This window comes from Thalassotalea piscium (genome assembly GCF_030295935.1).
Lineage (GTDB): Bacteria > Pseudomonadota > Gammaproteobacteria > Enterobacterales > Alteromonadaceae > Thalassotalea_B > Thalassotalea_B piscium.
On record NZ_AP027362.1, the window covers coordinates 3,825,049 to 3,850,625 of the forward strand.

Annotated in this window: 20 protein-coding genes and 2 pseudogenes; 12 read left to right on the top strand and 10 right to left on the bottom strand. The window is 37.0% G+C overall.

From position 1 onward, the window contains the following. Positions 1-15: 15 nt before the first annotated feature. Positions 16-819, bottom strand: a complete 804-nt coding sequence (locus tag QUD79_RS17095) for a crotonase/enoyl-CoA hydratase family protein (RefSeq protein ID WP_221435146.1) — start codon at positions 817-819, stop codon at positions 16-18. Positions 820-1,076: 257 nt separating this feature from the next. Between QUD79_RS17095 and QUD79_RS17100 the strand changes: the two are divergent. The 7 genes and pseudogenes from QUD79_RS17100 to QUD79_RS17135 all read left to right on the top strand — a co-directional run. Next, positions 1,077-1,589, top strand: a pseudogene (locus QUD79_RS17100) (peroxiredoxin); the annotation flags it as partial. A gap of 181 nt (positions 1,590-1,770) precedes the next feature. Further along, a complete protein-coding gene (locus tag QUD79_RS17105; protein ID WP_184423456.1) occupies positions 1,771-2,697 on the top strand; it encodes an extracellular catalytic domain type 1 short-chain-length polyhydroxyalkanoate depolymerase in 927 nt (308 codons plus the stop codon). 182 nt (positions 2,698-2,879) lie between these two features. After that, the gene (locus QUD79_RS17110) at positions 2,880-5,156 is read left to right on the top strand and encodes a TonB-dependent receptor (protein ID WP_184423457.1); all 2,277 of its coding nucleotides are present in this window, start codon (positions 2,880-2,882) and stop codon (positions 5,154-5,156) included. Positions 5,157-5,244: 88 nt separating this feature from the next. Then, complete coding sequence (locus QUD79_RS17115; RefSeq protein ID WP_184423458.1) at positions 5,245-5,910, top strand: response regulator transcription factor; 666 nt, start codon at positions 5,245-5,247, stop codon at positions 5,908-5,910. A 127-nt stretch (positions 5,911-6,037) separates the two neighbouring features. Next, a complete protein-coding gene (locus tag QUD79_RS17120) occupies positions 6,038-6,820 on the top strand; it encodes a 3-hydroxybutyrate dehydrogenase (RefSeq protein ID WP_184423459.1) in 783 nt (260 codons plus the stop codon). Between the two features lie 9 nt (positions 6,821-6,829). Then, a complete protein-coding gene (locus QUD79_RS17125) occupies positions 6,830-7,195 on the top strand; it encodes a carboxymuconolactone decarboxylase family protein (RefSeq protein WP_184423460.1) in 366 nt (121 codons plus the stop codon). 761 nt (positions 7,196-7,956) lie between these two features. Then, complete coding sequence (locus QUD79_RS17135) at positions 7,957-10,932, top strand: bifunctional diguanylate cyclase/phosphodiesterase (RefSeq protein WP_184423461.1); 2,976 nt, start codon at positions 7,957-7,959, stop codon at positions 10,930-10,932. Between the two features lie 164 nt (positions 10,933-11,096). Here QUD79_RS17135 and QUD79_RS17140 read toward each other — a convergent pair whose 3' ends face one another. The 6 genes from QUD79_RS17140 to QUD79_RS17165 all read right to left on the bottom strand — a co-directional run bounded on the left by QUD79_RS17140 (position 11,097) and on the right by QUD79_RS17165 (position 14,916). Continuing rightward, the gene (locus tag QUD79_RS17140) at positions 11,097-11,357 is read right to left on the bottom strand and encodes a hypothetical protein (protein ID WP_221435147.1); all 261 of its coding nucleotides are present in this window, start codon (positions 11,355-11,357) and stop codon (positions 11,097-11,099) included. A gap of 87 nt (positions 11,358-11,444) precedes the next feature. Beyond that, positions 11,445-11,846, bottom strand: a complete 402-nt coding sequence (locus QUD79_RS17145; RefSeq protein ID WP_184423462.1) for a GFA family protein — start codon at positions 11,844-11,846, stop codon at positions 11,445-11,447. 89 nt (positions 11,847-11,935) lie between these two features. Beyond that, complete coding sequence (locus QUD79_RS17150) at positions 11,936-12,379, bottom strand: energy transducer TonB (protein WP_246454899.1); 444 nt, start codon at positions 12,377-12,379, stop codon at positions 11,936-11,938. Positions 12,380-12,453: 74 nt separating this feature from the next. Next, positions 12,454-13,227 carry a hypothetical protein gene (locus tag QUD79_RS17155; protein ID WP_184423463.1) on the bottom strand — a complete coding sequence of 258 codons (774 nt, stop codon included), beginning with the start codon at positions 13,225-13,227 and terminating at the stop codon, positions 12,454-12,456. A gap of 210 nt (positions 13,228-13,437) precedes the next feature. After that, on the bottom strand, positions 13,438-13,812 hold the full coding sequence (locus tag QUD79_RS17160) for a hypothetical protein (protein ID WP_184423464.1): 375 nt from the start codon (positions 13,810-13,812) through the stop codon (positions 13,438-13,440). A gap of 600 nt (positions 13,813-14,412) precedes the next feature. Beyond that, positions 14,413-14,916, bottom strand: coding sequence for a DUF2306 domain-containing protein (locus tag QUD79_RS17165; protein ID WP_184423465.1), 504 nt, complete (start codon positions 14,914-14,916; stop codon positions 14,413-14,415). A gap of 225 nt (positions 14,917-15,141) precedes the next feature. Between QUD79_RS17165 and QUD79_RS17170 the strand changes: the two genes are divergently transcribed. Beyond that, on the top strand, positions 15,142-15,453 hold the full coding sequence (locus tag QUD79_RS17170) for a YkgJ family cysteine cluster protein (protein ID WP_184423466.1): 312 nt from the start codon (positions 15,142-15,144) through the stop codon (positions 15,451-15,453). A gap of 9 nt (positions 15,454-15,462) precedes the next feature. Here the strand turns inward: QUD79_RS17170 and QUD79_RS17175 are convergent, their stop codons facing one another. Next, complete coding sequence (locus tag QUD79_RS17175) at positions 15,463-16,404, bottom strand: alpha/beta hydrolase (RefSeq protein ID WP_184423467.1); 942 nt, start codon at positions 16,402-16,404, stop codon at positions 15,463-15,465. Next, positions 16,392-17,582 (bottom strand): MFS transporter, encoded by a 1,191-nt coding sequence (locus QUD79_RS17180; protein WP_184423468.1) that lies wholly within the window; start codon positions 17,580-17,582, stop codon positions 16,392-16,394. The genes QUD79_RS17175 and QUD79_RS17180 overlap by 13 nt, the downstream gene beginning before the upstream one ends. Positions 17,583-17,786: 204 nt before the next feature. Here QUD79_RS17180 and QUD79_RS17185 point away from each other — a divergent pair, with 204 nt between their 5' ends. The 3 genes from QUD79_RS17185 (at position 17,787) to rnr (ending at position 24,213) form a co-directional block, all read left to right on the top strand. Beyond that, positions 17,787-21,236: a PAS domain-containing hybrid sensor histidine kinase/response regulator gene (locus tag QUD79_RS17185; protein WP_184423469.1), complete on the top strand. Its 3,450-nt coding sequence runs from the start codon at positions 17,787-17,789 to the stop codon at positions 21,234-21,236. 263 nt (positions 21,237-21,499) lie between these two features. Beyond that, positions 21,500-21,709: a cold-shock protein gene (locus QUD79_RS17190; protein ID WP_184423470.1), complete on the top strand. Its 210-nt coding sequence runs from the start codon at positions 21,500-21,502 to the stop codon at positions 21,707-21,709. 242 nt (positions 21,710-21,951) lie between these two features. Continuing rightward, positions 21,952-24,213, top strand: a complete 2,262-nt coding sequence (rnr, locus tag QUD79_RS17195) for a ribonuclease R (protein ID WP_184423471.1) — start codon at positions 21,952-21,954, stop codon at positions 24,211-24,213. Between the two features lie 161 nt (positions 24,214-24,374). On the opposite strand, the pseudogene QUD79_RS17200 reads toward rnr, so the two are convergent. Then, positions 24,375-25,417: pseudogene (locus tag QUD79_RS17200) on the bottom strand (IS481 family transposase). Between QUD79_RS17200 and QUD79_RS17205 the strand changes: the two are divergent. Next, a complete protein-coding gene (locus tag QUD79_RS17205) occupies positions 25,379-25,573 on the top strand; it encodes a S41 family peptidase (RefSeq protein WP_184423472.1) in 195 nt (64 codons plus the stop codon). The pseudogene QUD79_RS17200 and the gene QUD79_RS17205 overlap by 39 nt on opposite strands. Positions 25,574-25,577: the final 4 nt, after the last annotated feature.

The following is a 25,577-nucleotide window of genomic DNA, read 5'->3' on the forward strand; positions in this document are numbered from 1 at the left end:
TACTGATAAAGCTTGCTACCAATTTTCACGTTTTGCAAAGGCTTTTACTTTATCAGGGTTAAGTTGATTGTAACGCTTAATACGGCTATTTTTCCCCATAATAACTTTAATTTGGTACCACGACTCCCTAAAAAGTGCCCATCCAGGTGAAGACCACCAACTTTTATTATAGAGTTTTTTACAACCAGCAACACTGTCAGGTGACTGGTGTATAAACGATGCGATTAAAGACTGTGCAACAACCTCTGGCTTACTATTTACGTGACTAACTAAACCTAGTGATTGAGCTTCTTGAGCCGAAACTATCTTTGCAGTCATTGCTAACTCTTTAATAGCAGCAAGGCTTGCCTTTTCTCGAAATGCAAGTGTTCCTCCCATATCGGGAATTAACCCCCAACGGCCTTCCATTATTGAAAATTCAGCGTTAGTATTGGCCACAACAAAGTCTGCCCCCATTGCTATTTGTAAGCCACCACCCCAGCATTTACCATTAATAACTGCAATAACAGGTACTGGAATATCGCGCCAACCGGTAGAAACACGTTGTGCTAAATTGGCGCGCCACGGCAAAAGCTTAAATAATAAACGCAATGCATAGCGAGAAGACGACAACACCGACTTAACGTCAAGGCCCGAACAAAAATTTTCTCCTTCGGCAGTTAGAATTACAGCTCGTATTTCACGATTTTTTTTGAGTTGTTTAATCGTTTTATCAATAGCAATAAACATTGCCATATCTATCGCATTCAGCTTTTCAGGACGCGCTAAAGCAGCGTAAGCAATATTGTTTTTAATGGTAAGTTTTACTCGATCGTTCATTATCAGCTGCAAGGTGGTTTGACCAGAACACCAAATTAACTAAAAATTTGATAAAATGAAAGCTAAGTACAGTAAAAAATTCATAAAAGATCTGTATACTCTATAGTTATACTAATCTCACTAACTATGTGATCATTTCTAGTGGCTAAAACAATCAACTACTGCGTAAAAGTAGATCACTTAATTTATGAAACTGGTATTAGCTGATACTTAAGGCTATTTTCTTATTTAAAATACACACTATAAAAGAGGTTGTTATGAATAATAGAGTTCCAAAAGTTACCTTTAAAACACGTGTTCGTAATGAAGCGTTAGGTGGCCCAAATCCATTTGAGTGGAAAGACTTAACTACTGATGAGCTATTTGCTGATCAAAACGTTATTGTGTTTTCGTTACCCGGCGCCTTTACACCGACATGTTCAACATCTCACCTGCCAAAATATGAAGCTTTATATGAAGAGTTTACTAAATTAGGTGTTGATAGAGTAGTTTGTGTTTCTGTAAACGATGCCTTTGTTATGTATCAGTGGGGCAAAAGCCAAAATGCAAAAAATGTATTTTTATTGCCTGACGGTAATGGTGAATTTACCCGTAAAATGGGTATGTTAGTTGACAAGTCTAACCTCGGCTTTGGTATGCGTAGCTGGCGCTATTCTATGTACGTTGAAAATGGCGAAATTAAAAAGCTATTTACAGAAGAAGGTTTTGAAGATAACTGTCCAATAGATCCTTTTGAGTCTTCAGATGCAGACACTATGTTATCGTATTTAAAAAATAAATAATTTATAAAGCAGGGCTTTAAGCCCTGTTTTTTCTTCTATTATCACTCCTAAATTTCTCATACTCACGCCATAAAGCGTGCTCAAAACCAGCATTAGCACTAAAGTACCATACTTCTATACGTTTGATTACGTCATGCTAACGATATTAATTTAAACGCTTGGAACGCTTATGCGCTTACTTTCAAAAACACTTTTAATCTCTTTGCTTGCTACGTTTGTTTTTACCTCACAAGCCGTATTAGCTAAGTTTACCTCATTAACTAATTTTGGCGATAATCCTGGTGAACTAACTGCGAGCTATTACCCAAGTAAAAGCGATAACTTAGTCGTTTTATTACATGGATGTGTACAAAATGGTGAAGAACTTGCTGAGCAAAGCGGGTTTTTAGGGTTAGCTAAGTCAAATAATTTTACATTATTAGTTCCTCAACAAAATGAAAACAATAATATAAAAACCTGTTTTAATTGGTTTTCTCCCCAAGATATAGACAAAGATCAAGGTGAAACACTTTCCCTTAAAAATATGATTCTACACACAAAAGCTGAAACAAAAGCCGAGAATGTTTATATCGTAGGGTTATCAGCAGGTGGCGCTATGGCAAGCGTAATGCTAGTTAATTATCCTGAATTATTTGAATCTGGAGCAATTATCGCTGGAGTACCATTTCCTTGCGCAAATAATTTAATTAAAGCGATAGCCTGTATGCGAAGCGGGCCTTCACAAACACCAACCGAGCTTACTGATTTAGTACAAAAAGCGAACCCTAAACAACAAAATTGGCCTACCTTAACTATTTGGACCGGTAATGAAGATAAAGTAGTTCATCCGCTAAATTCACATGTATTAGCTCAACATTGGGCAATACTAAACCAAATTACATCAACACCTGTTGTGGAACGCAAACAAGGTTATCAAATTAGCAAATGGCTTGACCAAGAAAATAACGCTCGAGTCAAACTTATTGAAATTGAAGATATGGGACACGGCATATCAGTTAACCCAACAGCAGAAAATGGCGGAAAAGAGGCCGCGTTCATAATAAAAGCACCTCTAGCAGCAGCTAAAAGTATCGTTAACTACTGGAAATTAAACTAAACATACGTATAAGTTTTAAGTTAAAGCATGAAAATCAATAAGTTAAACATTGGTTGTTCCATATACTACTATAGTACAAATTATATTTTGACAAAATTACTATAGAGTTTCTTTCAAACAAATAAGGTTAATTTTTGTAAGAAAAAAACATCATAATAATTATTGAGAAAATGGGGAAATTTATGAAATCACGCACCGGTAAAATTAGCTATTTAGCAATAGCCATTGCAGCTGCTTTAAGTGGCAATGTGGCGATGGCCGCAGAAGATTCAGCAGAAAAAGCTAACCAAAGTTTAGAACGCATTGAAGTTACAGCTCGTAAATCGATAGAAAGCTTACAGGAAGTACCTGTTGCTGTAACCTCTATCAGTGCAGACGAACTGTCTGAAAAAGGTATCAGTGTTATCACTGAAGTTCAGCAGTTCTCACCAAATACTACGCTACAAGCAAGTCGTGGTACTAACTCAACAATTACTGCGTTTATTCGTGGTGTTGGTCAGCAAGATCCTTTATGGGGCTATGAAGCGGGTGTTGGTATTTACATCAACGATGTTTACATCGCCAGACCTCAAGGCGCAGTACTCGACTTATTAGATATTGAGCGTGTAGAGGTGTTACGTGGTCCTCAAGGTACACTTTATGGTAAAAACACCATAGGTGGCGCAATAAAGTATGTAACTAAAGCAATGTCGGGTGATGCCGAGTTTAAAGTGCAAGGTACCGTAGGCAGTTATGGTCAAAAAGACTTAAAACTTACTGGTCAATTCCCAATTATTGATGACAAATTATTTATAGGCTTTGGTGTGGCTAGCCTTGAGCGTGATGGCTTTGGTGAATTTTTAACTTCAGCTTTGTCTAACCAAGATAACGAAAACTATAACAAAGATTTAACAGCAAGCCGCATAACACTTGAATATCACGCCACTGAAGATTTGTTTTTTAGCTTTAATTGGGATAAAACCAAAGACAAGTCAAACTCTAAAGGTGGCTACCGTTTATTACCAAGTATTTTAACGAATGCTCCTGTTCCTGACAGTGTGTTTGACTCATACACAAGCTTACCAACATGGAATGAAGTTGAACTTGAAGGTATTAGCTTCACCGCTAATTGGAGTGTGTCTGATAACACAAGTTTAAAATATGTTTATTCAACACGTGACAGCTATTCACCAACTAATATTGATTTTGACAATACCTCATTACCAATTTTTGATGTACCTGCCATTTACGACGATGAACAAAGCACTCATGAAATTCAGTTAAATAATTACGGTGAAAACTATAAGTTTGTTTCTGGCCTTTATTATTATGATGGTGAGTCTTGTGGTCAATTTGAAGCAATTCTAGGTGTACTTGGTCAGGCATTAGGGGCTGCAGGTTTAACTCGTGAAGTAAGTGGTTGTAGTAATTCAACTAGTAAAGCAGCTTACGCGCAATTAAGTTATGACTTATCAGAAAAATGGTCAATGACAGTGGGCGCTCGTTATACGCAAGATGAAAAGCAAGCCATTGTTAATAACGGGCTAATTTTTGACAATGTTTACCCTGAGTCAGGTTGGATCCCTGGCTATGTTAGACCTGAAGGCCAACTTGTTCCTACGGTACTTGATGACGAAGCAGATTGGTCTAAATTTACTCCGCGCATCGGATTCGAGTACCAAGCTAATAGTGACTTAATGTTTTTTACTAGTTTTGCCCAAGGCTTCAAATCAGGCACATTTAACCCAAGAGCAACTACAGCAGAGCCAGCGGCTAACCCGGAAGATGTTGATTCAATTGAATTAGGTATGAAAAGTGAGTGGTTAGAGAATCGTTTACGTGCCAACGTTACTTTATTCTCATTAGATCATAAAGACCGTCAATACATTTCAGTATTACCGGGTACAACGTCATCAGATCTTAATCAACGTTTAGGTAATATTGGCTCTTCAGAAGGCCAAGGGATTGAAGCAGAGTTTACCTACTTAGCAACTGACAGCTTAATGTTAACGGCCAACTTTGGTTATATTGATTCGAGCTTTAACGAAGTATACGATACTGATCCAGTAACGGGTGTTCAGTTCGATAAGTCTGATAGGTTCTCTATTGCTAATACGCCTGACTACACATACAACTTAGGGGCTAATTACACTATTGAATCAGAAGTAGGTGACTTTATTCTTAATGCGAGTTACTACTACCGTGGCGACTATGTATTATTTGAAGAAGACAGCTTATTAACGCAAGACGGTTATGGCTTAGCTAACGTAAGTGTTAAATGGTATAGCACTGACGGTAACTGGAGCGCTGGTCTTCACGTTAAAAACTTAACGGATGAGGAATACATGATAGGTGGTTACCAGTTTGTTGCACCATTACCTGACGGTGGTTATGCCCCTGGTTTAGGTGGAGATAATACCTTAATTGGTTATTTTGGTGACCCAAGAACAGTTTCATTAACTGTTGGATACCAGTTTTAATTAACTTATTTAATTAAACTAACTAAAAGAGCTGGCATATGTCAGCTCTTTTTTTCATACTGGATTATCACTATTTGAGGAAGTTGCTATGTCGAATGCAAAAGTAATAATTGCAGATGATCACCCTTTATTTCGTACCGCATTAAAGCAAGCTATTGTTGAATGTATTGAAGATGCAGGCACGCTAGAAGCTGATAATTTTAGTGAATTGCTGGCAGCAATAGAGCAAAATCCGAGTTTAGAAATTGTCTTTCTAGATTTACACATGCCCGGCAATAATGGTTTTACCGGCTTAACCCAATTACAAAACCATTACCCTGATCTTATTGTGATTATGGTGTCATCTGACGATAATGACGAAACAATGCAAAAAGCAATTAACTTTGGTGCAGCAGCTTTTATCCCTAAGTCTGCTGATTTAAGCATGATTGCAACCGCAGTTGACACAGTGTTAGGTGGTGGCGTTTGGCTACCAGAGCATGTTGAAATTAATGCCGACCAACAAACCATGGTGTCTCATCAAAAGCTTGCAAAGCAATTAGCACAATTAACACCACAACAATATATTGTGCTAACACAAATAGCAGATGGACAACTCAATAAACAAATTGCCTACGACTTAAACATCAAAGAAACCACAGTAAAAAAACATGTTTCTGCAATTTTAATGAAATTAGAAGTTAACAATAGGACCTTAGCTGGTCTTGCCTACCAACAGCTGATGTTAGCACCACCTGAAAATGTAAACGACTAAGAACAATACATCCAAGTCTAAATTTCGCAGACATACAACTCATTGCATGGTACTAAGGTGCTAAATAAAGTATGGGTAAATTATCGTAGGATAATATAATTATACTCTCGCGAATTGGAAATCTTTTATGCTAAAAGGCAAAGTTGCATTAATCACAGGCTCAACCAGTGGTATTGGGTTAGCCGCAGCCCATGTATTAGCCGAGCAAGGCATTAATCTAGTATTACATGGCTTAATGTCTAACCAAGAAGGCACTGCATTAGCAGAAAATTTTACTCAGCAATATAAAATTAACACTACATTTAGTAACGCCGACTTAAGAGACCCTGACAGTATCCATACTTTTATTGATAACGCGATAACTAAAATGGGCAGTATTGATATATTAATTAACAATGCTGGTATTCAACATACTGAAAGTGCGATAAATTTTCCGTTAAATAAATGGAACGATATTATCGCCATTAACTTATCGGCTTCCTTTCATACCATTCAAAAGTCATTACCTAGTATGCAAAAAAATAAATGGGGCCGAATTATTAATATAGCCTCAGTGCATGGCTTAGTAGGTTCTGTTAATAAGTCAGCCTACTGCGCTGCCAAACATGGCATTGTTGGTTTAACTAAAGTAGTCGCATTAGAAAATGCAGAACAAGGTATTACGGTAAATTCAATTTGCCCTGGCTGGGTAGACACGCCACTTATTAACGACCAAATTAAAGCGATTTCAGAAAAAGAAAACCTTGATTTTGAAGATGCTAAGTACAACTTAGTAACCGCCAAACAACCACTGCCAGAAATGATGAACCCTCGTCAAATTGGTGAATTTATTCTATTTTTGTGTAGCGACAGTGCTCGTAGTATTACAGGTTCATCGTTACCAATGGACGGTGCTTGGACCGCCCAATAAGGCTTATAAATGGATAATAAAGGAGAAAAAATCCGTCGCCATGTTATGGGTGATGTCTTTGTCGATAAAGCGTTGGCAAATAGTGATGAACTGACTATGCCAATGCAAGACTTTATCAATCAACATGGTTGGGGTGCAACGTGGCATAGAGACGGCATAGACTTAAAAACCAGAAGTTTGGTAACCATTGCTATGCTAACCGCACTTAAAGCACCCACTGAACTTACAGGACACCTCAGAGGTGCAATAAACAACGGTGCAACTAAAGCAGAGATACAAGAAGTAATATTACACAGTGCTGTATACTGTGGCGCGCCAGCCGCACAAGAAGCTTTTAGAACGGCAAAGGCTTTTTTCGATAGTGATGAACAATAAGTTCATTATTGATCTAAACCCAATCTAACAATAAACCTTATTCACTATTCGATTATGTCTACTGGCTCAAACAATCAATGACGGCATTATTGACTTAGAAATTATCGCTACAAAATTGAAGCTTATGCGAACAACACAGGAGTATAACCTTCCTGAACAGCATGTTACAAAGTAAGTGTCTTATCCTTGACTGTTTTTCCAGCGTATAAAATAGACCAATTAATTATTCAACCTGCTATTAAATGATTTCTAGCGATTTGTTCACAATCACACTGAAAATATTGCTTTATTGTCTTTACAAAATATTACACTTCAACTATAAAGACCTTACTCTTTGTAATGTTTACTATTGTAGACTAACCTACTAGGGCGTGTTGATCTTTTGAGTACAAATTTTGTACGAATTAAACATGACTTAATTGAGGCGTAGCGAATAAAGTGTAGTTATCTTACATAAATGAGCTAGAACGAAAAGTAAATCATGTTTAAACGTATCCGTAGGACAGCGCCTCTTTGGTATTTCTACGGCGTTTTCACTTATTTATAGGGAACAACCCCATTACATAAGTTCAGCCTTGTATAAACACCAAATAAATCGCTGCAAAAATGTAAAGCAAAGATCAACACGCCCTAATTAATGAATTGATTATAGGACTTTCTTGTGAAAGACAACCGCGTTAGTAATAAAGCCCTAAGCATCGCAAAAATTAATAACCACTCAAACCAAAGGTGCTCTTTAATTATCCAGCCGTTTAATTTATATGTTTAGTCAGTTACCACATAAAATTATAATTTCAGTAGTTTCTATATTAGTCTCTATTTATGCTATTTATCTACTTGATCAATACAGTTATCAACAAAAACGGATCAAAATTCAAGAAATTACTGCAAGTCATGCAAGTCATATTACACATGATCTTAACCAAACATTATCAGCAGCCTATCCGATAGCCGCATTAATTCGCGCTCAAAACGGTAATGTCTCAGGCTTTACTGAGCTTGCAACAGAAATGTTGCCTTTATATCCTGCGATTGCTTCTCTTCAACTTTTACCTGATGGGGTTGTAAAACATATTGTGCCAATAGAAGGGAATGAAAATGCACTTGGTCATAATTTATTTCTCGATCCAGAAAGGTCAAACGAGGCACATATTGCTAAAGTTAGCGGTAAATTAACTCTTGCTGGACCTTTTGATTTACGCCAAGGAGGCATTGGCGCAGCATCTCGATTACCAATCTATCTCGACACGGCAGATGGCAAAAAATTCTGGGGATTTGCGGCCGTACTAATCAGATTCCCCGACATATTAAATACTACTCACTTATCAACACTCGCTAAATCAGGTGTAGGTTATCAACTATCTCGTGTACTGCCAGGCACCAACGAAACACAAATAATAGCAACATCGAATACCACTCTCAGCAGTGATACTGTTACTTTTGATATCCCGATCCCCAATGGAAATTGGACCTTACAAGCCTATCCAATTGATGGTTGGCGAAATTATCCAAGGCTTTTTCTAGGCAGCGCGTTAGCATTAGTTTTTATTTTTTTGGCTACTTTTGCTACCACTTTATGGACACGTTTAGCCAAAAATAGAGCACTTTTAGAGGCTAAGGTAAAAGAAAGAACGAGCGAGTTAGAAGGCAATTTAGCACAGCTTGCTGAAAGTGAAAGAAAGTTAGTATTAAGCCAACAAGTTGGTGGAATTGGTACTTGGGAATGGGATCTTACAACGGACATTATCTTCTGGTCTGATCAAATTTCAGAGCTATTTGGTCATGTACAAGGCCTATCTGAAACTACAAAAGAAGATTTCCTAAAGTGTATTCACCCCGATGACTTAGAATACGTGTTAAAAGTAATTTATACCTGTATTGAATCAGGCGAAAGTTACGATATAGATTATCGTGTAGTTAGTCCCGAAGGCCACATCAGTTGGCTTAATGAAAAAGCTAATGTAATTAGAGGTGGTAATGGAAAAGCTATAACAATATTAGGCGTATCTATAGATATTACCAAACGCAAAAACATTGAAAATAAACTGTTTCTATCTTCTAGAGTATTTAGCGATGCTCATGACGGGATTACCATTACTGATTCAAATAAATTAATTGTTGATGTCAATCCTGCTTTTACCAGAATAACTGGCTATACCCGAGATGAAGTTATCGGCAAAAACCCAAGAATTCTCAGTTCAGGCAAACAAAGTGCCGAGTTTTACCGTGATATGTGGCAAAATATAAGTGAACATGGACACTGGCAAGGTGAAATATGGAATCGCAAAAAATGTGGAGAAATCTACCCAGAATTACTCACGATTACGGTCATAAAAGATAGCAATAATACCCTTAATTACCTTGGTGTTTTTACCGATATTACACACATTAAACGCCAACAAAAACAACTTAAACATATTGCCCATTACGACTTACTCACCAACTTACCTAATAAAGTATTACTAACAGACCGCTTATCGCAAGCAATTTTGCGATGCGACCGTAATAAAAACTCGCTCGCTGTAGTTTGCTTAGATTTAGATAACTTTACCGACGTAAATGATATTCATGGGCATGATATCGGCGATGAGCTTCTAATTGAATTTTCAGTTCGTTTAAAAGAAGCATTGCGCGAAGGTGACAGCTTAGCACGAGTGAGTGGCGATGAGTTTATAGCAGTATTAGTTGGTTTAACACAGATTGAGGATTGTGAACCTATCTTAGAGCGGTTGTTACTCGCCGTTTCAAATACAGTGACAATAAGAGATATCGTTTTCAATATGTCGATAAGTATTGGTGTAACTCTTTACCCACAAGATAATGTTGATGGCGACTTACTCATACGTCATGCAAACCAAGCCATGTACAGAGCTAAAGAGTTAGGTAAAAATCGTTATCACTTATTTGATACCGCCCAAGATGAAGCAGTTAAAGCACAACGAGAAAATTTAGAGGATATTCGCAACGCATTAGACAATCAACAATTTGTGCTGTATTACCAACCTAAAGTTAATATGAAAACAGGCATTGTTATAGGTGTTGAAGCGCTTATTCGTTGGCAACATCCAGAACGAGGCTTGTTGAGTCCCATAGAGTTTTTGCCTGTTATTGAAAATAATCCTATGAGCTATGAAATGGGTGAATGGGTTATAGATACAGCACTCTCACAAATAAGCGAATGGCAAAGAACAGGGCTAAACTTACCTGTTGGTATTAGCGTAAACATTACCGCCGCACATCTACAACACCCAAATTTCTCAAAGATGTTAGCACAAAAGCTAGCTGCCCACCCAGAAGTTGACCCTCATTATCTAGAGTTAGAGGTCTTAGAAACAAGCGCTTTAGATAACATTAAAGATGTTACATCCATTATGAATGTCTGCATCGGCTTAGGCGTTAACTTTGCATTAGATGATTTTGGTACCGGCTATTCGTCTCTCACTTATTTAAGAAGACTTCCAGCTAATTTAATCAAAATAGACCAAAGCTTCGTTCGCGATATGCTTCACGACACTGACGATTTAGCCATTATAGAGGGTGTTATAGCCTTAGCTAAATCGTTCAAGCGAGAAGTAATTGCAGAAGGTGTCGAAACAAAAGAGCATGGAAGCGCACTATTACAGCTAGGGTGTGAATTGGCGCAAGGCTATGGTATTGCAAAACCAATGCCCGCAGAACAAATACCTGCTTGGATAATTAGCTGGGTGCCCGACAAAAGTTGGACACAACAACTTTAGCAGCAAAGGTCAGTTATTGAAAAGTGGTGGCTAGCAATATTAAAGCGCTCCCGCAGATAAAACCTATGTGCTGGAAACTTTTGAATGCCGGAATCTAGGTGTAATTGCTGGCAGCCAATTTCTTTAGCATATTGTTTAAACCAATTAATTAGAAAAGCACCAGCTCATGTAGAGCGATGTTTGTCACTTGTTACTAGGTCATCGATATAAATATGCTTACCCCAAGCTAATTTTTCACCAATAATAAAACCAGCAACACATAAAACCTCTTCAGCCTGTTTTATATAAGCGATCTGATAACCTGATTTTTGCTGCTTTTCAATTTGAATTTTTAAACTTTGAAGGTCATATTGAGGGCGAAGTTGTAAAATAACTTCGCCAACTTTATCTAATTCAGCGTTAGATCTTAATAAATATACTTGCATGGTACTCCTTGCAGATTAACCCCTTATTGAGTTAATGATCGTATTAACATTAACCAATAAAAACCCGTAAAAGACCTGTTGTACAGGTTACTTAGGTAACCCCTTAAACGCTGTTACTTCCTCTAACTCATCATTCCAAGTGGCTTTACTTGATGTAAAAATTAGCGCTGTTGGTAGCATAGATAATTCAGTATCCAAACACCCTGCAGGAACAACAAGTAAACTTGAACTCTGAATACTTGGTAATGCTGAACCGCATGACCTACAAAAGCTTTTGTTATGCCGAGTACCAGCAAGCGTAAAAGAGCTAATAGAGCCTTCACCCGTTCTCCAAACTAATATAGCTGACTCTGAGAATAAATTTGCCGAATGAGCTGAACCTGTATCTTTTTGACAATGCCGACAATAGCATAAATAAAAACTATCAAAATTACCTTTTACCTCAAAGCTCACTGTACCACATAGACAAGACCCGAAATAATCAGTCATTATAAATCCTTATTTAATCGGAAAATAAATCACACTAAACATTCTAGCAGGCTAAACGTAATTCTTTGTTCACCAAATTTAGTACTAAACTATACTTCACGTTTAGGGCAGTTTTTCAAGTATTTAGCCTCAGTTCGGTTCCTAGTTGTTGAAAAGTCTATACGTACAGAAGTTAACACAGGTGTATTGTTTTTATTTTTCTCTGTAGCTTGCCACTTCCATTTAACTAGGGCGGCAGCAGCATTATTATCAAATACACCTTTAGGGTAAGAAGAACGAATTTTATACCCTTTGGCTTTTCCATGTTGATCAATACCAACGATCAAATCAACACAACCTGATATGTTATTTCTCGCCGCTGAAACGGGGTATTGGGGTTCAACTCTTTTTTCCACACGCCAGTATTCTTCAACAAGTTTAGTGTGTGATTTATCGGATAAATCAAGGTAATCAACTTCAACTTCTTTAACGTTAGTTGTAGCACAAGAAGCCACAATCAGTGCCATCGGTAGCAATAAGTATGATTTGTTCAAAACTATCTCCTTTAGCTTGACCCTGAACAAGCAACGCACAAGTAAAACCAACTTTTTTATTTAATTAATATGAGTTAGGCGCTATTACTAGGTTTAAATATTATTTGAGCATAAATATATTGAATACCTTGATCAGTCCTCACTATGTTTTTGGGCTTTTTACCTTCACTACGGAAGCGGATATTAGGAAAAGAATAAAAGCCTCGATAGATTGGCAACCAGGAATTAGCTTGCCTTTCTATGCCAACAATATCGCATATCAATTGTTTACATGAAATGTTTAAAATATCAAAACCCGCTGATAGATCATGTTGGGTGATATGCGCTCTGATATCCTGCTCCATTAAAAACGCCCAATTATCATCTTCAATCGTGTCTTGTTCTACGGTAGGATCATTTAACATTGTATTGTTGTTAACTAAAGACGACTTCATGCTGGATGAAATTGACTGCGGCATGTTTTCATCAAATATTTGGTGGAGTTTATTTTTATGGTTAACAGACCAATCGATAAGCGTTTCTTTTCTAGTTTCTAAAGTATAATATTCGTCAGCATGATTCTCGCTAGAATCGACTGCTGGCGCTAAATTAGTTTTTTCATCATCAGCTGCTATTTCAGATGAATTTTCAGGAGAGATACTAGAACGACTAACAGGTTTTTGCTGGGGTGAGATCTGTTCTTTAGGTTTTTCTATGGTCTCTGATAAAGCGCTACTAACGTCTTCCTGTTTTGTGTTTTTTACCACAAGATCTGCGTTAGTGCTATTATCATTTAGCGCAGGGTATAACACGTAGCCCACAATTAAACTTAGTACTATAATTGCTAGTGTTTTTACAAGTTTGTTCATTTTTCTTCCTTGAAATTTATCTACCGTATTCATAATACAGCTAACGATTTAAACATCAGCCCTTAGCAACTTTAAATCATTAATTGATATATTAAAACCATAATATAGGCTTATTCTCTTGATTTAGAGAAATTCTACTGTCTAAGTGCTCAGTTACATTTTACTCCCAGACAACAACATTGCCCGCTTGAAAAAGCACTTAGTCTAATATTACTTCAGGTCGTTAGCGTATTTAAGAACCACATTTGATATTAAACCCAAAATAAATACATTAACTATGGTAATAAAAAGCATTTCCCCTGTTTGATAGCCACCAAGAGAATATTCATAGTAATGTGTTATTAATAATAAGATTACATTCAAAAGCACGCTTATATAAAACATATAATAAGGCATTAATTTTTTATCATAAGCATAGTTAAATAAGGAAAACAAAAGAAATCCCCCGGCCACAAGGTTACTAATGTTAAGCCAATTGGGCGTATCTAATAAATTTAGAGTACTTAGTTGAACAAACTCATACAACTCATATACAAAAAGTAATGAAAAACCTATAGTAATTAGTTTCCACACAGCTTTTTTCATATAACCTCCATTTAATGCCAAAATCCATAAGGAATTGTATTTGGGTCAGATGGCAAGTCTCTCCACCCATTTTCATTAGAGATATATCTTCGATTAAAGTTTCGTCTTTTTAGGCCTATACTTGGCAACCCTCCAAGAACATTTAATAACCTAATAGCATCTGGTGAATTTCTACCCTGCTGAGTAATCGCTTTAACTAATACTGGATATATTTCTCTATATATATCATTAGCTTTCTTTTTATCTAAAAAACACCCGCAATAGCAGAACCAGCAGAATAAATAAGATTGAATGGTGATGACATGTATTATTTCCTTATAATAATGTGATATGAAAGTAGCTATTATAGCTATGACACTAACGATACTGCAAAAGAATTCCAACAATGAACACCGTTAAAAATGAGCCTTTAAAATAAACCCTAAACAACTGTGAGTTATTTGGTAGTGTAACTGAATATAAAACCCATCATTAATTGATATATTAAAACCCACAATATAGGCTTATTCTCTTGATTTAGAGATATTCTACTGTCTAAATACCCTAACAATGGGCAAAAGATTGTTTGCTAACGAGGATCGGCAGAAACAGCCCACCGTTTTAGTCTTTGTTGATGTTCTTTATAGGTATACGTACCACTAAGCTACTCTCGTATTTTTTTATGTAATAGCCACCAAGCCAAGTAATTAACAATGAAGCGCCAATAACGACTTGCCAAAAAGATACGCCCAAACTTTCCAGTGGTAGACGAACAACAGTTTCTGCAGCAAAAGCAGCCCACAAACCAACGTAAGACCATGACATTCCTGAGTAATGCCATTGTAACCAGTTATCTTGGTGCCTAAAAAATATAGGAGATAAAATACCGAACAAAACGGTTAATAGTGAAAATACAGCAAGAATATGGAAGGGGCCAAATTTAAATAAAACGTGAGTAAACAGGGCTGTTATATTCATGAAAATCATTGATGCTACATAAATATAACCCACTTTTTTATGATTAAGCGTACCTTTTGTTTTTAATACGACATAACCTCCAGAAATTAAAGCGACTACTGCCAAAAACGTGTGGAAAGCACCTATAGTTGACCCAAATATATCCATATAGTTAAACCTTTATGTAGTGTTATTATCGACCCAAAGGGTCGTTGTGATCTTGGCACTACTTGTAACAAATTTAGCTTCCTACCACTACTTTTTTTTACTTTGTTTACTGGCGCTTTAACTTTGATAAGCTTAAGCATTCATTTCAGGTAATTAAACGCTCAAGCTATATTGAATAACGAAAATTTACGTTAAAATAACTTATTATTTAACTTGGCAGCTGATATGACTATTACAATTAAAAATATACCTACTGAGGCCGTTAACTGCGCTAATTGTCAGGCGTGTTGCTGCCATTTAGAAGTAATGTTGATTAGCGAAACAGGTGTACCAGACAGACATATAGTACAAGATGAGTGGGGCGGTGAGTCTATGCTACGTTTAGACGATGGTTGGTGCTCTGCATTAGACCGAGATACGCTGTTATGTACTATTTATGAAAACCGTCCTTGGGGATGTAGAGCATTCGAAGTTGATTCATTCGAATGCAATACTGAACGCTCTTTACATGGTGTTACGCCATATTCTCTCGCTTAGGTAAAGCTGCTATGACTTCAGAAATTGCCCAATAAGTTGGTAACTTTTTTCACATTCGTCTGCTACTAAGCTTTGCAGCAGCATAAATGCATGCGGCATGTCTGCAAAATGGTGATGGTCAACCGCAACATTTACATTTTTAAGAGCTCTGATATAAGCTAAACCTTCATCTCTTAATGGGTCACAGCCACCGGTTATTACAAAGGTTTCTGGCATGTTGCTTGAAAAATTGCCTAACAATGGTGACGCTTTTTTAATAAGTGGGTGATTTAGGTTATCTACTTTAAAATACTGTTCAAAGTACCACGAAATTTTGCTTTTTTCGAGTAAGTAACCTTTACCATTCTCTTCTAATGAAGCGGCACTCATGGTGTAGTCAACACTTGGATAAATAAGCACTTGCTTATCAATTTTTATCGTATTGCTCTTTTGGTTATTCATTACTAACGTAGTACATATTGCGCCGCCAGCACTGTCGCCAGCAATGTAGAGTTTATCATTATAATTAAGGCCATTAAGCACCTCTTTATAATGTGTTAGTAGGTGCTGACAATCATCAATTCCTGCTGGGTAAGGGTGCTCTGGCGCTAACCGATAATCAACACAAATTACTATACAATGAGAGTGCTGAGCCAACTGCCTGCTAATAGGGTCGTATAATTCAACGCTACCGCACATATGGCCACCCCCATGAAAGTGCAATAATACAGGTAGCTTTTCAGTAGGTGATGGGTGATAAATTCGTACCGGTATTTCACGATTTTCAAGCATTAAGGCTTTATCACAAACCAATGCTATATCAGGCTTTATATCGAGTAATCCAGATAGGTTGTTAAGCCCCGTTCTAACAAGTTCGGCACTAAAGGCAACGCCTTGTTCTTGTGCGTCGGCAATTGCTTTATTTACTTGTAATAAAAAAGGCTCAAGCTTTGGTGAAATTATTCCGCGCATAGTTCCTCCTTTTCTGCTTTTTTTCCTGTCTCTGGTAAGAAGAAGCTACCAATAAAAAAGGTAACACTCACAATAGAAATTAAAATAAATGACGCGGTAAAGTCACCTTGATTAATATCAACTAACTTACCAAACACCCATAAAACAATAGTGGAAACCAAGTAACTAATAGAATAAAAAAGACTAAACACTACAGTAATACGCTGTCCTGTCATTTTTGGTAATTCGTGCGGTATAGACACTAAAGCCGTAATAGGAAAGAATACAAAAAAGCCTAACACTATCGCAGATAATGTTTGTAACCAACTTACTGTGCTAAACGAAACGCCAATAATAGTTAATACTATCATAGCCCCAGACCAACGAATGATGGGTAAGCGCATCGCTACTTTTTTACTATAAATCATGCCCGCAAGAGTACCAATTATACCAAAGCCTATTACCCATTTACTTTGACTAATGCCTGCTTCGGGGTAGAAAGTAAATAAACAAATATAAAAAGCCAATAAACCAGAATAGGTTAGGCCATATATCCAGTTAAATTTATCTTTCAAACCATCTAGGTAACTATAATGACTTTCTTCTTCGCCTTCTGCTTGTTGACTTGCATCTTGCTTCGGATCAAATTTAACTAACAACCATGCCAAGGTAAACAGTAAGCTAGCCAGTGAGAAAATAATCAAACTCATTTTCCAGCTGCCAGTTAACTCATTAATTGCATTCATTTTCCATAACACAATGCCGGTACCCACATTAAATGCAACCGCATTTAATCCATTAATAACAGCACGTTCTTTAACAGGAAACCAGTGCATAACGATGGGGTTAAAGTATACAACCATAAATGCACCACCTAAGCCCATTAAAAATCGGCTTAGTAGTAACAGTTCATAGTTGGGAGAAAAGGGCGTTAATATACCAATGGTTATTAATAAGCTGGCAATGAAAAACGCATATTTGATACCCACTTTTATTGCTATCCACGCGGCGCCAAATGTACCAACTATTTTAGCTAGCGTAACCATGCCGCTAATAAAGCTTGCTGAGGCTAAACTATCAACATTCATTGAAGACATTATTTGCTGCATACTAGCAGCACCACCAACCCAAGCCATAGCAAAAAGAACATAGCTAATAAAAACGATTGCTTCAACCAAGTATTTGTGACTAATTTTCATATAGGAAATTTCTAATCAAGGAAGTTATTTAAACTCAGATTACCGTATGATAGGTTGCAAATAACTACTACCTTAGTGCACTACACTGCTAAATAATGCATGTTATGCTTGTACTTATGGTAGTAAACGTAATAGCGTTAAGCACAAATATACTAAAAGCTGCAATTACAGAGTAATGCAACATACACAAGTAAGGGTAACCGTTTGTTAGTTTGGCTTTCTTTAGATACCTGGTTTATTACGCTGCTGTCGATTGCCTATCTGGTTTTATTATTTATTGTTGCCCACTGGGGACAAAACCAATCGCCTGAAAATTGGACCTGTAAGCCTTGGGTTTATAGTTTATCTTTAGGGGTTAGTTGTACCTCTTGGGCCTTTTACGGCACAGTTGGGCAAGCGGCAACAACTGGGGCTTGGCTAGCACCAATTTATATTGGCTCTATCTTGTGCTTAGTGCTTGCTTGGCCAATGCTTTATAAAATTTTATTAATTATTAAGCAGCAAAACTTAACCTCTATTGCCGACTTTATTGCCTTTCGTTACGATCGCTCACCAAAAATTGCTGCAACCGTTGCTATAGTGGCTTTGCTTGGCACTATTCCTTATATAGCTTTACAGTTAAGGGCCATCAGCGCCAGCTTTGACTTATTAACCGGAACTTATCAATCAGGTATTAGCACAGCATTTATTGTTACCTTAGTGCTAATAGTGTTTAGTGTGTTATTTGGCACCCGTCAAATTGCAGCAAACAAGCAAAATCAGGGGTTAGTATTAGCCATTGCTTTTAGTTCTATTGTTAAGTTATTTGCATTAACCGCAGTAGGCATTTTTGCTACCTTTTTTGTTTTTGATGGTTTTGGCGATTTAATTAATCAGCAAGACTCTATTAGTGAAAGCACAGTTAACCAATCGGCTTACTTAATAACCGCACAAGCAATATTGGGTGCAATTACTATTTTTATATTGCCGCAACAGTTTCATATGATGATGATTGAAAATCATAATGAACAAGAGCTAAAAAAAGCGCGCTGGCTATTTCCTCTTTACTTGCTGTTAATTAATATTTTTATTCTTCCTATTGCTATTGCGGGGCAATTAACCTTTCCTGGCGGCAGTGTAGATGCAGATACTTACGTATTAACCTTACCCTTATTTTATCAACAAGCGTGGTTAGGTGTTGTTGTTTATATTGGTGGTTTAGCTGCTGCAACAAGTATGGTAATTGTGTGTGCAATCGTATTAAGCACAATGTTTTCTACTGAAGTACTTACACCGGTAGCGCTTAAGTTTAAACTCTTTAATACCAAACAAACCGCCCAGCTTTCGGGTTTATTGCTTACTTTTAGACGAAGCTCTATTGCGATTATTCTATTACTTGGTTTTATTTTTGAACGCTTTATTGATCAGCAAAATCACCTAGCTTCTATCGGCTTATTATCGTTTGTTTTGTTGTCGCAATTTGCACCAGCCACTATTGGTGCTTTGTACTGGCGTAAGGCCAATACAAAAGGAGCGTTAATTGGGCTCATTGTTGGTAGTCTTTTTTGGCTATACACTTTGTTATTACCAGCCTTAATGCCAACAAGTACATGGATTGAAAATGGCTTATGGAACATACACTGGTTAAAACCAACGGCACTTTTTGGTATTAACTTTTTAGATGAAACCAGTCACGGGGTTTTTTATAGCTTAACCTTCAATTTAATTTGTTATGTCGTAGTATCGTTATTAACCCACCGAAGTGTTGGTGAAAAGCTCCAAGCAGAATTATTTGTTAACAAAACCCAAAATCAATTTGAACGACATCTTTCTGTAGACGATTTATACAGCTTGTTATTACGTTTTATTGATAAAGAAGCAGCAGAAGAGTTGCTTAACTTTGCCAAACAAGACTTTCGCAATAACCAAGCAAAAACAGAAACATTAATAGAGCATACTCGCTTACAACTTTCAGGTGTTTTAGGCTCCGCCTCAACCCGAATGGTAATGAAAGCTGCTTCAACCTCACAAGAAATGCCACTTGAAGATGTTGTTAGTATTGTTGATGAAGCTAGCCAAATGTTTCGCTTTAACCGCGAGCTATTACAATCTGGCGTAGAAAATATTGAACAAGGAATAAGTGTTGTAGATGCAGATATGAGATTGGTTGCATGGAATCAGCGTTATATTCAATTATTAGACTACCCAGAAGGCTTTGTTAGTGCCGGTAAATCAGTTGAAGATTTACTGCGATATAACATTTCCAAAGGCATTATTACCGGTGCGGAAAGTGAATCATTAATTGAGCGTCGTATTGAGCATATGCGTGCTGGCAATAGTCATTATTTTCAGCGCACTATGCCTAGCGGTATTGTATTAGAAATTAGAGGGCAGTCGATGCCTGGTGGTGGTTTTGTAAGTACTTTTTCTGATATTACTGCACATATAGAGGCTGAAAAATCATTAAAAAGAGCTAACGAAGATCTAGAAAAACGAGTAGAAGACAGAACCCAAGCACTAAGGAAAGCAAAAGCAGAGGCCGAGGCAGCCAATAGCAGTAAAACCCGATTTTTAGCCGCTGCCAGTCATGACTTAATGCAACCTTTTAATGCATTGTCTTTATTCACATCAATGCTTAAAAAGAAAGTTAAAGATGATGAGTTAGTGCTACTAGCAAACCATATTGATGACTCCCTCAACGTAGTTGAAGCACTTTTATCAGATTTAGTGGAAATATCTCGCCTAGATAACAGCTCTGAAAAAATAGAAAAGGCCCATTTCGCTTTAGATGAACTACTTCAACCATTAAAAAACGAGTTTACCCTATTAGCAGAGCAAGAGGGTATTACCTTCCATTACCAAAAAACAACGTGCTGGGTAAATACAGATAAACGAATGCTAAGACGTATTATTCAAAACTTTTTATCAAATGCTGTACATTACTGCAAAGACAAAACGGGAGAAAAAGCAGGTGTACCAAGTAAAATTTTATTAGGCGTTCGACCAAGCAAAAATCATATACAAATTGAAGTATGGGATAATGGCCCCGGTATTCCTATTGATAAACAACAAACAATTTTTCAAGAATTTGAAAGGCTTGAACAAACCCGAGAAATTCCAGGGTTAGGATTAGGTTTGGCTATTGCCGAACGAATGTCTTCACTTTTAGGGTTATCTATTTCATTAAAATCAACCGTTGGCAAGGGCACAGGCTTTTTAATTAAAGTACCACGCATTCAACGTCAAACAGTGGTTGAAGTTAATAGTCGAGAATTTACGCTTGATAAACAAATGGATAAGTTTACCAATATGCCAGTGATTTTAATTGATAACGACACCTTAATGTTAACCGCTTTGTCATCACAACTCACAGAATGGGGTTGCCAAACATTTACAGCAAAAGACGAAACCGCGGTTAAAGATATTTTAATGGCCATACCAGAAAAACCACGCTTGATCATAGCCGACTATCATCTCGATAATGACAAAAATGGCGTCGACTTAGTCGTAGAGTTACTTAAAAACATGCAATGGAATGTGCCTTGTGTGATCTGCTCAGCTGACCCTTCAGAACAAGTACGCCAACACACCAGTGAAGCTAATTTTCTGTTCTTGAGAAAACCGATCAAAGCCTTAGCGTTAAAGCGTTTAATACGCCAAATCATATCAGCCTAAAGATTAAAAATTACTGAGATAGTAAATACAATACACAACAACATAAAAATAAAACATTGAAATTAAAACAAAAAAGCTTGCTATCTACATTAACTTACTGCACTATGCGCTGCATCGGGTGGATAGAAAGCCCTGTTTATTTGTAAGTTCCACGTTGTTTTAGTAGTAATTCTTCGCGTAATCCTCAGTTAAATATATGTTTTCTTCCAGTTTAATCGCCTACTTTTTTGGCGCACTTTTTATTAATTTCTAGGATATCTATTATGTCTAATACAACAACTGGTTCAGTTAAATGGTTTAACGAAGCAAAAGGTTTTGGTTTTATCGAGCAAGAGTCTGGTCCAGACGTTTTTGCACACTTTAGTGCTATTTCTGGTGACGGTTTCAAAACCTTAGCTGAAGGCCAACGTGTACAGTTTACTGTTACTGATGGTCAAAAAGGCCCGCAAGCTGAAAACATAGTTTCAATCTAAACCTTGTACACTTTAAATGCGTTAATAAACGCATTTATAACTCACTCATAATAGTATTATGGGTGAGTTATTATCTACCCCTTAAGCTTGCAATATCGCAATGCTAATAATTATATGACTACCTAATTGAGTCATCCTCGTCTAATGCTTTATTTCACTTTATCTTTTCCATTATTGAGATTATTTATATTCCTAGTTTGAAGATACACCGTAAAAGCGATGGGCGACTTTAAGAGAATTTTATGAATTTGAACCCAACCGCACAATCATCAACAACTATTTATGACAAGCCTATCCCTGGCCGTGAATTTATTTTAAGCCTTTTCGATAAAGTAAAACAAAATCTTAACCGAGAGCAAATTGCTCAGGCATTAAAACTTAACGACTTAGATCAAAAAGAAGCGCTTAGAAGACGTTTACGCGCAATGGAACGTGATGGTCAGCTTTCGTTTAATCAACGTAAAGGCTACCAAGTTATCGACCCTAAGCAACTCATTAGTGGCGTTATTAGCTTACATGCAGATGGTTTTGGCTTTGTGAGTTATAGCGATACAAAAAAAGATTTATTTGTCGCAAAAAACCAATTAAACCATGTGTTTGATGGTGACGTTGTTCAAGTATTAATTGAACCATTCACCCAAAAGCGCACGACTAATAAATTAATTAAAATAATTGAACGTAACACAACACACTTAGCAGGTTTATTAAAACGCAAAGGTAAAGACTATTTTCTGCTTCCTGATAATACCAAAGCTCCTCAAATAGTGAACGTTGAACAATGTCAGTTTGCCGCTAATAGCGTTGGTCAGTATGTAAATACAAAAATAACGCAATATCCAACGTTTCGCCAATCAACCAGCGTTACAATAACTGAAGTATTAGGCCAACCCAATTCTGCAGGTATGGAAACCAAGTTAGCACTTCGCCGACATGGCGTTTCTGAACAGTGGAGTGACGCGTTAACTGATCAAGCAATGGCTTTAGGAAATAAAGTAACCGAGCAAGACAAATTAAACCGTGTTGATTATCGTAAACTTCCTTTTGTTACTATTGATGGTGCTGATGCCAAAGACTTTGATGACGCGGTTTATTGTGAAAAATCACCTTCTGGAGATTGGCGTTTATTCGTCGCAATTGCAGATGTTTCTCACTATGTAAAACCAAACGATGCACTCGACCTTGAAGCACAAGAACGCGCTACCTCTATTTATTGCCCTGGACAAGTCATTCCAATGTTGCCTGAAGCATTATCAAACGGGCTTTGCTCATTAAACCCAAATGAAGACCGTCTTGTTTTAGTGTGTGAAATGACAATAAATAAACAGGGTAAAGTAACTCATTCAGTATTTACTGAAGGCGTTATTCACTCTCATGCCAGACTGACTTACGACCAAGCTTATAAAATAATATCGAATTCAAAATCAGTCAAAGCAAAAACAAAAGCAAATGAAACAGCTTCAACATTAAGTATTTCACCACAAATTAAAAACTTGCACTGCCTATATTCAAGTTTAATTGCTGCGCGTAAACAGCGAGGTGCAATAGAATTTGAAAACCAAGAATTACAACTTAACCTTAATAAAAACAGTAAAATTGCCAATATTGTACCAATAGCGCGTAACGACGCACATCGAATGATTGAAGAGTTTATGTTGGCTGCGAATGTTGCTACAGCTCAATTTTTAGAGCAGCAGCAATTACCTGCTATGTATAGAGTTCATGCAGGACCGCAAGAAAAAAAATTATTGTCATTAAGATCATTTTTATTCGAAAAAGGGTTAACACTCGGGGGCGGTAATAAACCAACATCAAAGCACTACAACGAACTGTTGGCAAAAGTAAACCAACGCAGCGATGCTAGTGTAATTCGTACGTTACTTTTACGTTCACAAAGCCAAGCTGAATATTCACCTAATAATCAAGGTCACTTTGGTTTAGCGTATAACGCCTATGCTCACTTTACTTCACCTATTCGTCGGTATGCCGACTTAATTACTCACCGAGCGATCCGCGCTAAAATTAATACTAAGTCTCACAATAAAGAAAAGAGTGGTTTACAAAAAATGCTAAGTCTATTGAGCTTAGATAAATTTAGCAAAAAAGCATCATCACAAACCGCTTATCCATACAATGTTGAAACAATAGAGAACCTAAGTGCCTACTGCTCTACACAGTCAAGAAAAGCAAACGACATTAGTAGGGAAGTTGAAAGCGCATTAAAATGTGGTTACATGGAAAAATATATTGGTGATTCATTTGGTGCCACTATTTCTGGCGCTTCAAATATTGGTTTTTTTGTTACGTTAGATAACACAGGCATTGAAGGATTAGTTCAAACCGCAAGCTTTAATCAAGGAGAATTTACTTTCGATGCAATAAAACAAAAATGGATAAGCGAAAAACAACAATTCGCCCTTGGTGATCGTATTAATGTAACATTAACCGCAATAGACACACGCGAGCGCAAAATGAACTTTGTGCTAGCTAATTTAATACTTCATTAGGAGTGTTAATCAAGGTCTGAACTATTATTAAAAAACTAGCAAAACTGTAGATTCTAAATAAAGGGGTGTGTTCAAAAATCTGTGTCATTTTAATGACTAGTAAAGTGTAGTGGCTCAAACCTGATCGTACAGTTACCCAATTTTTAGGGTGTATTGTCAGCTTAGATTTGAGCTAAATTGTTTTCAGCCCATATCAATTTTCCATCAAGTAACGTTTCTAATGGTGTTCGTCCACAGCACTTTTTACCTTAATGAGTTCCTTCATTGTTATAGTAATCCATCAATTCGTCTAGATCTTTTTGCGATACCTCCATTGTTGATTAGATTTTTTCTTAAATGTTACCTGATAAAACTCGTTCAATATGGTTTTGTGAAACCGTTCACAGATCCCATTAGTTTGTGGTGACATCGCTTTTATTTTTGTATGGTCAATATCATTAATCGCAAGATATAGTTGATAATCATGGTGCTCAACGCGACCACAATACTCAGTGCCTCTGTCGGTTAAAATGCGTAACATTGAAGGTCATGAGCCTCAAAATATGGCAGAGCTTTATCGTTGAGTATATCAGCAACAGTGATTGGTGTTTTGATAACATAGAGCTTGGCAACAGCTATTTTGCTGTAGGTATCGGCAAAGGCTTGTTGGTAGATACGGCCAACACCTTTTAAATTACCAACATACAAGGTATCTTGCGATCCAAGGTAGCAAGGATGGGCTGTTTCGATTTCGCCACAAGCTTCATCTTCGTGCTTTTTCTTCTCAAGTGCAGCAACTTGTGCATCAGTAAGAATTAGCCCCTCATTGGCAAATTTATCTTCCAAAGCTTTAAGCCACTTCTTGAAGTTTTCTAAATTATTTTGTAACCAATTGAGCGAACGCCACTACCTGAGACGAAGACACCCTGTTTACGTAATTCATTGCTTGTTCTATGCTGACCGTGAGCTGGTTGCTCAATAGCATAAGATAAAACTGCTTTTTCAGTTTCTTCATCAACACGATTGTTGGTATTTGGGTTCGTCGATTCTTTTCTATCAATGCATCAATACCGCCTTATTTGACTAGTTCTTGATACCGATAAAATGTGTCTCGTGATACGCCCATGACTTTGCGGGCTCTTGAAACATTGTTTAATTCTTCAGCTAAGTTTAATAAACCAGTTTTGTGTTTAATGATTGGGTTGGTAGTAGTAGTGCTGGTGATATATTTAGTTCAACTTTAAAGTCATGGAAGAATATTACTTTGGTAGGTCAAAACACTAACGGTCGAAGTGGGCAGAGTATCTTTTTTCATTTAGAAAATAGCGATATTAATGTGCGTTTATCATTTTACAAAAAAGATGGTAAAAAATTCGATTAGGCTG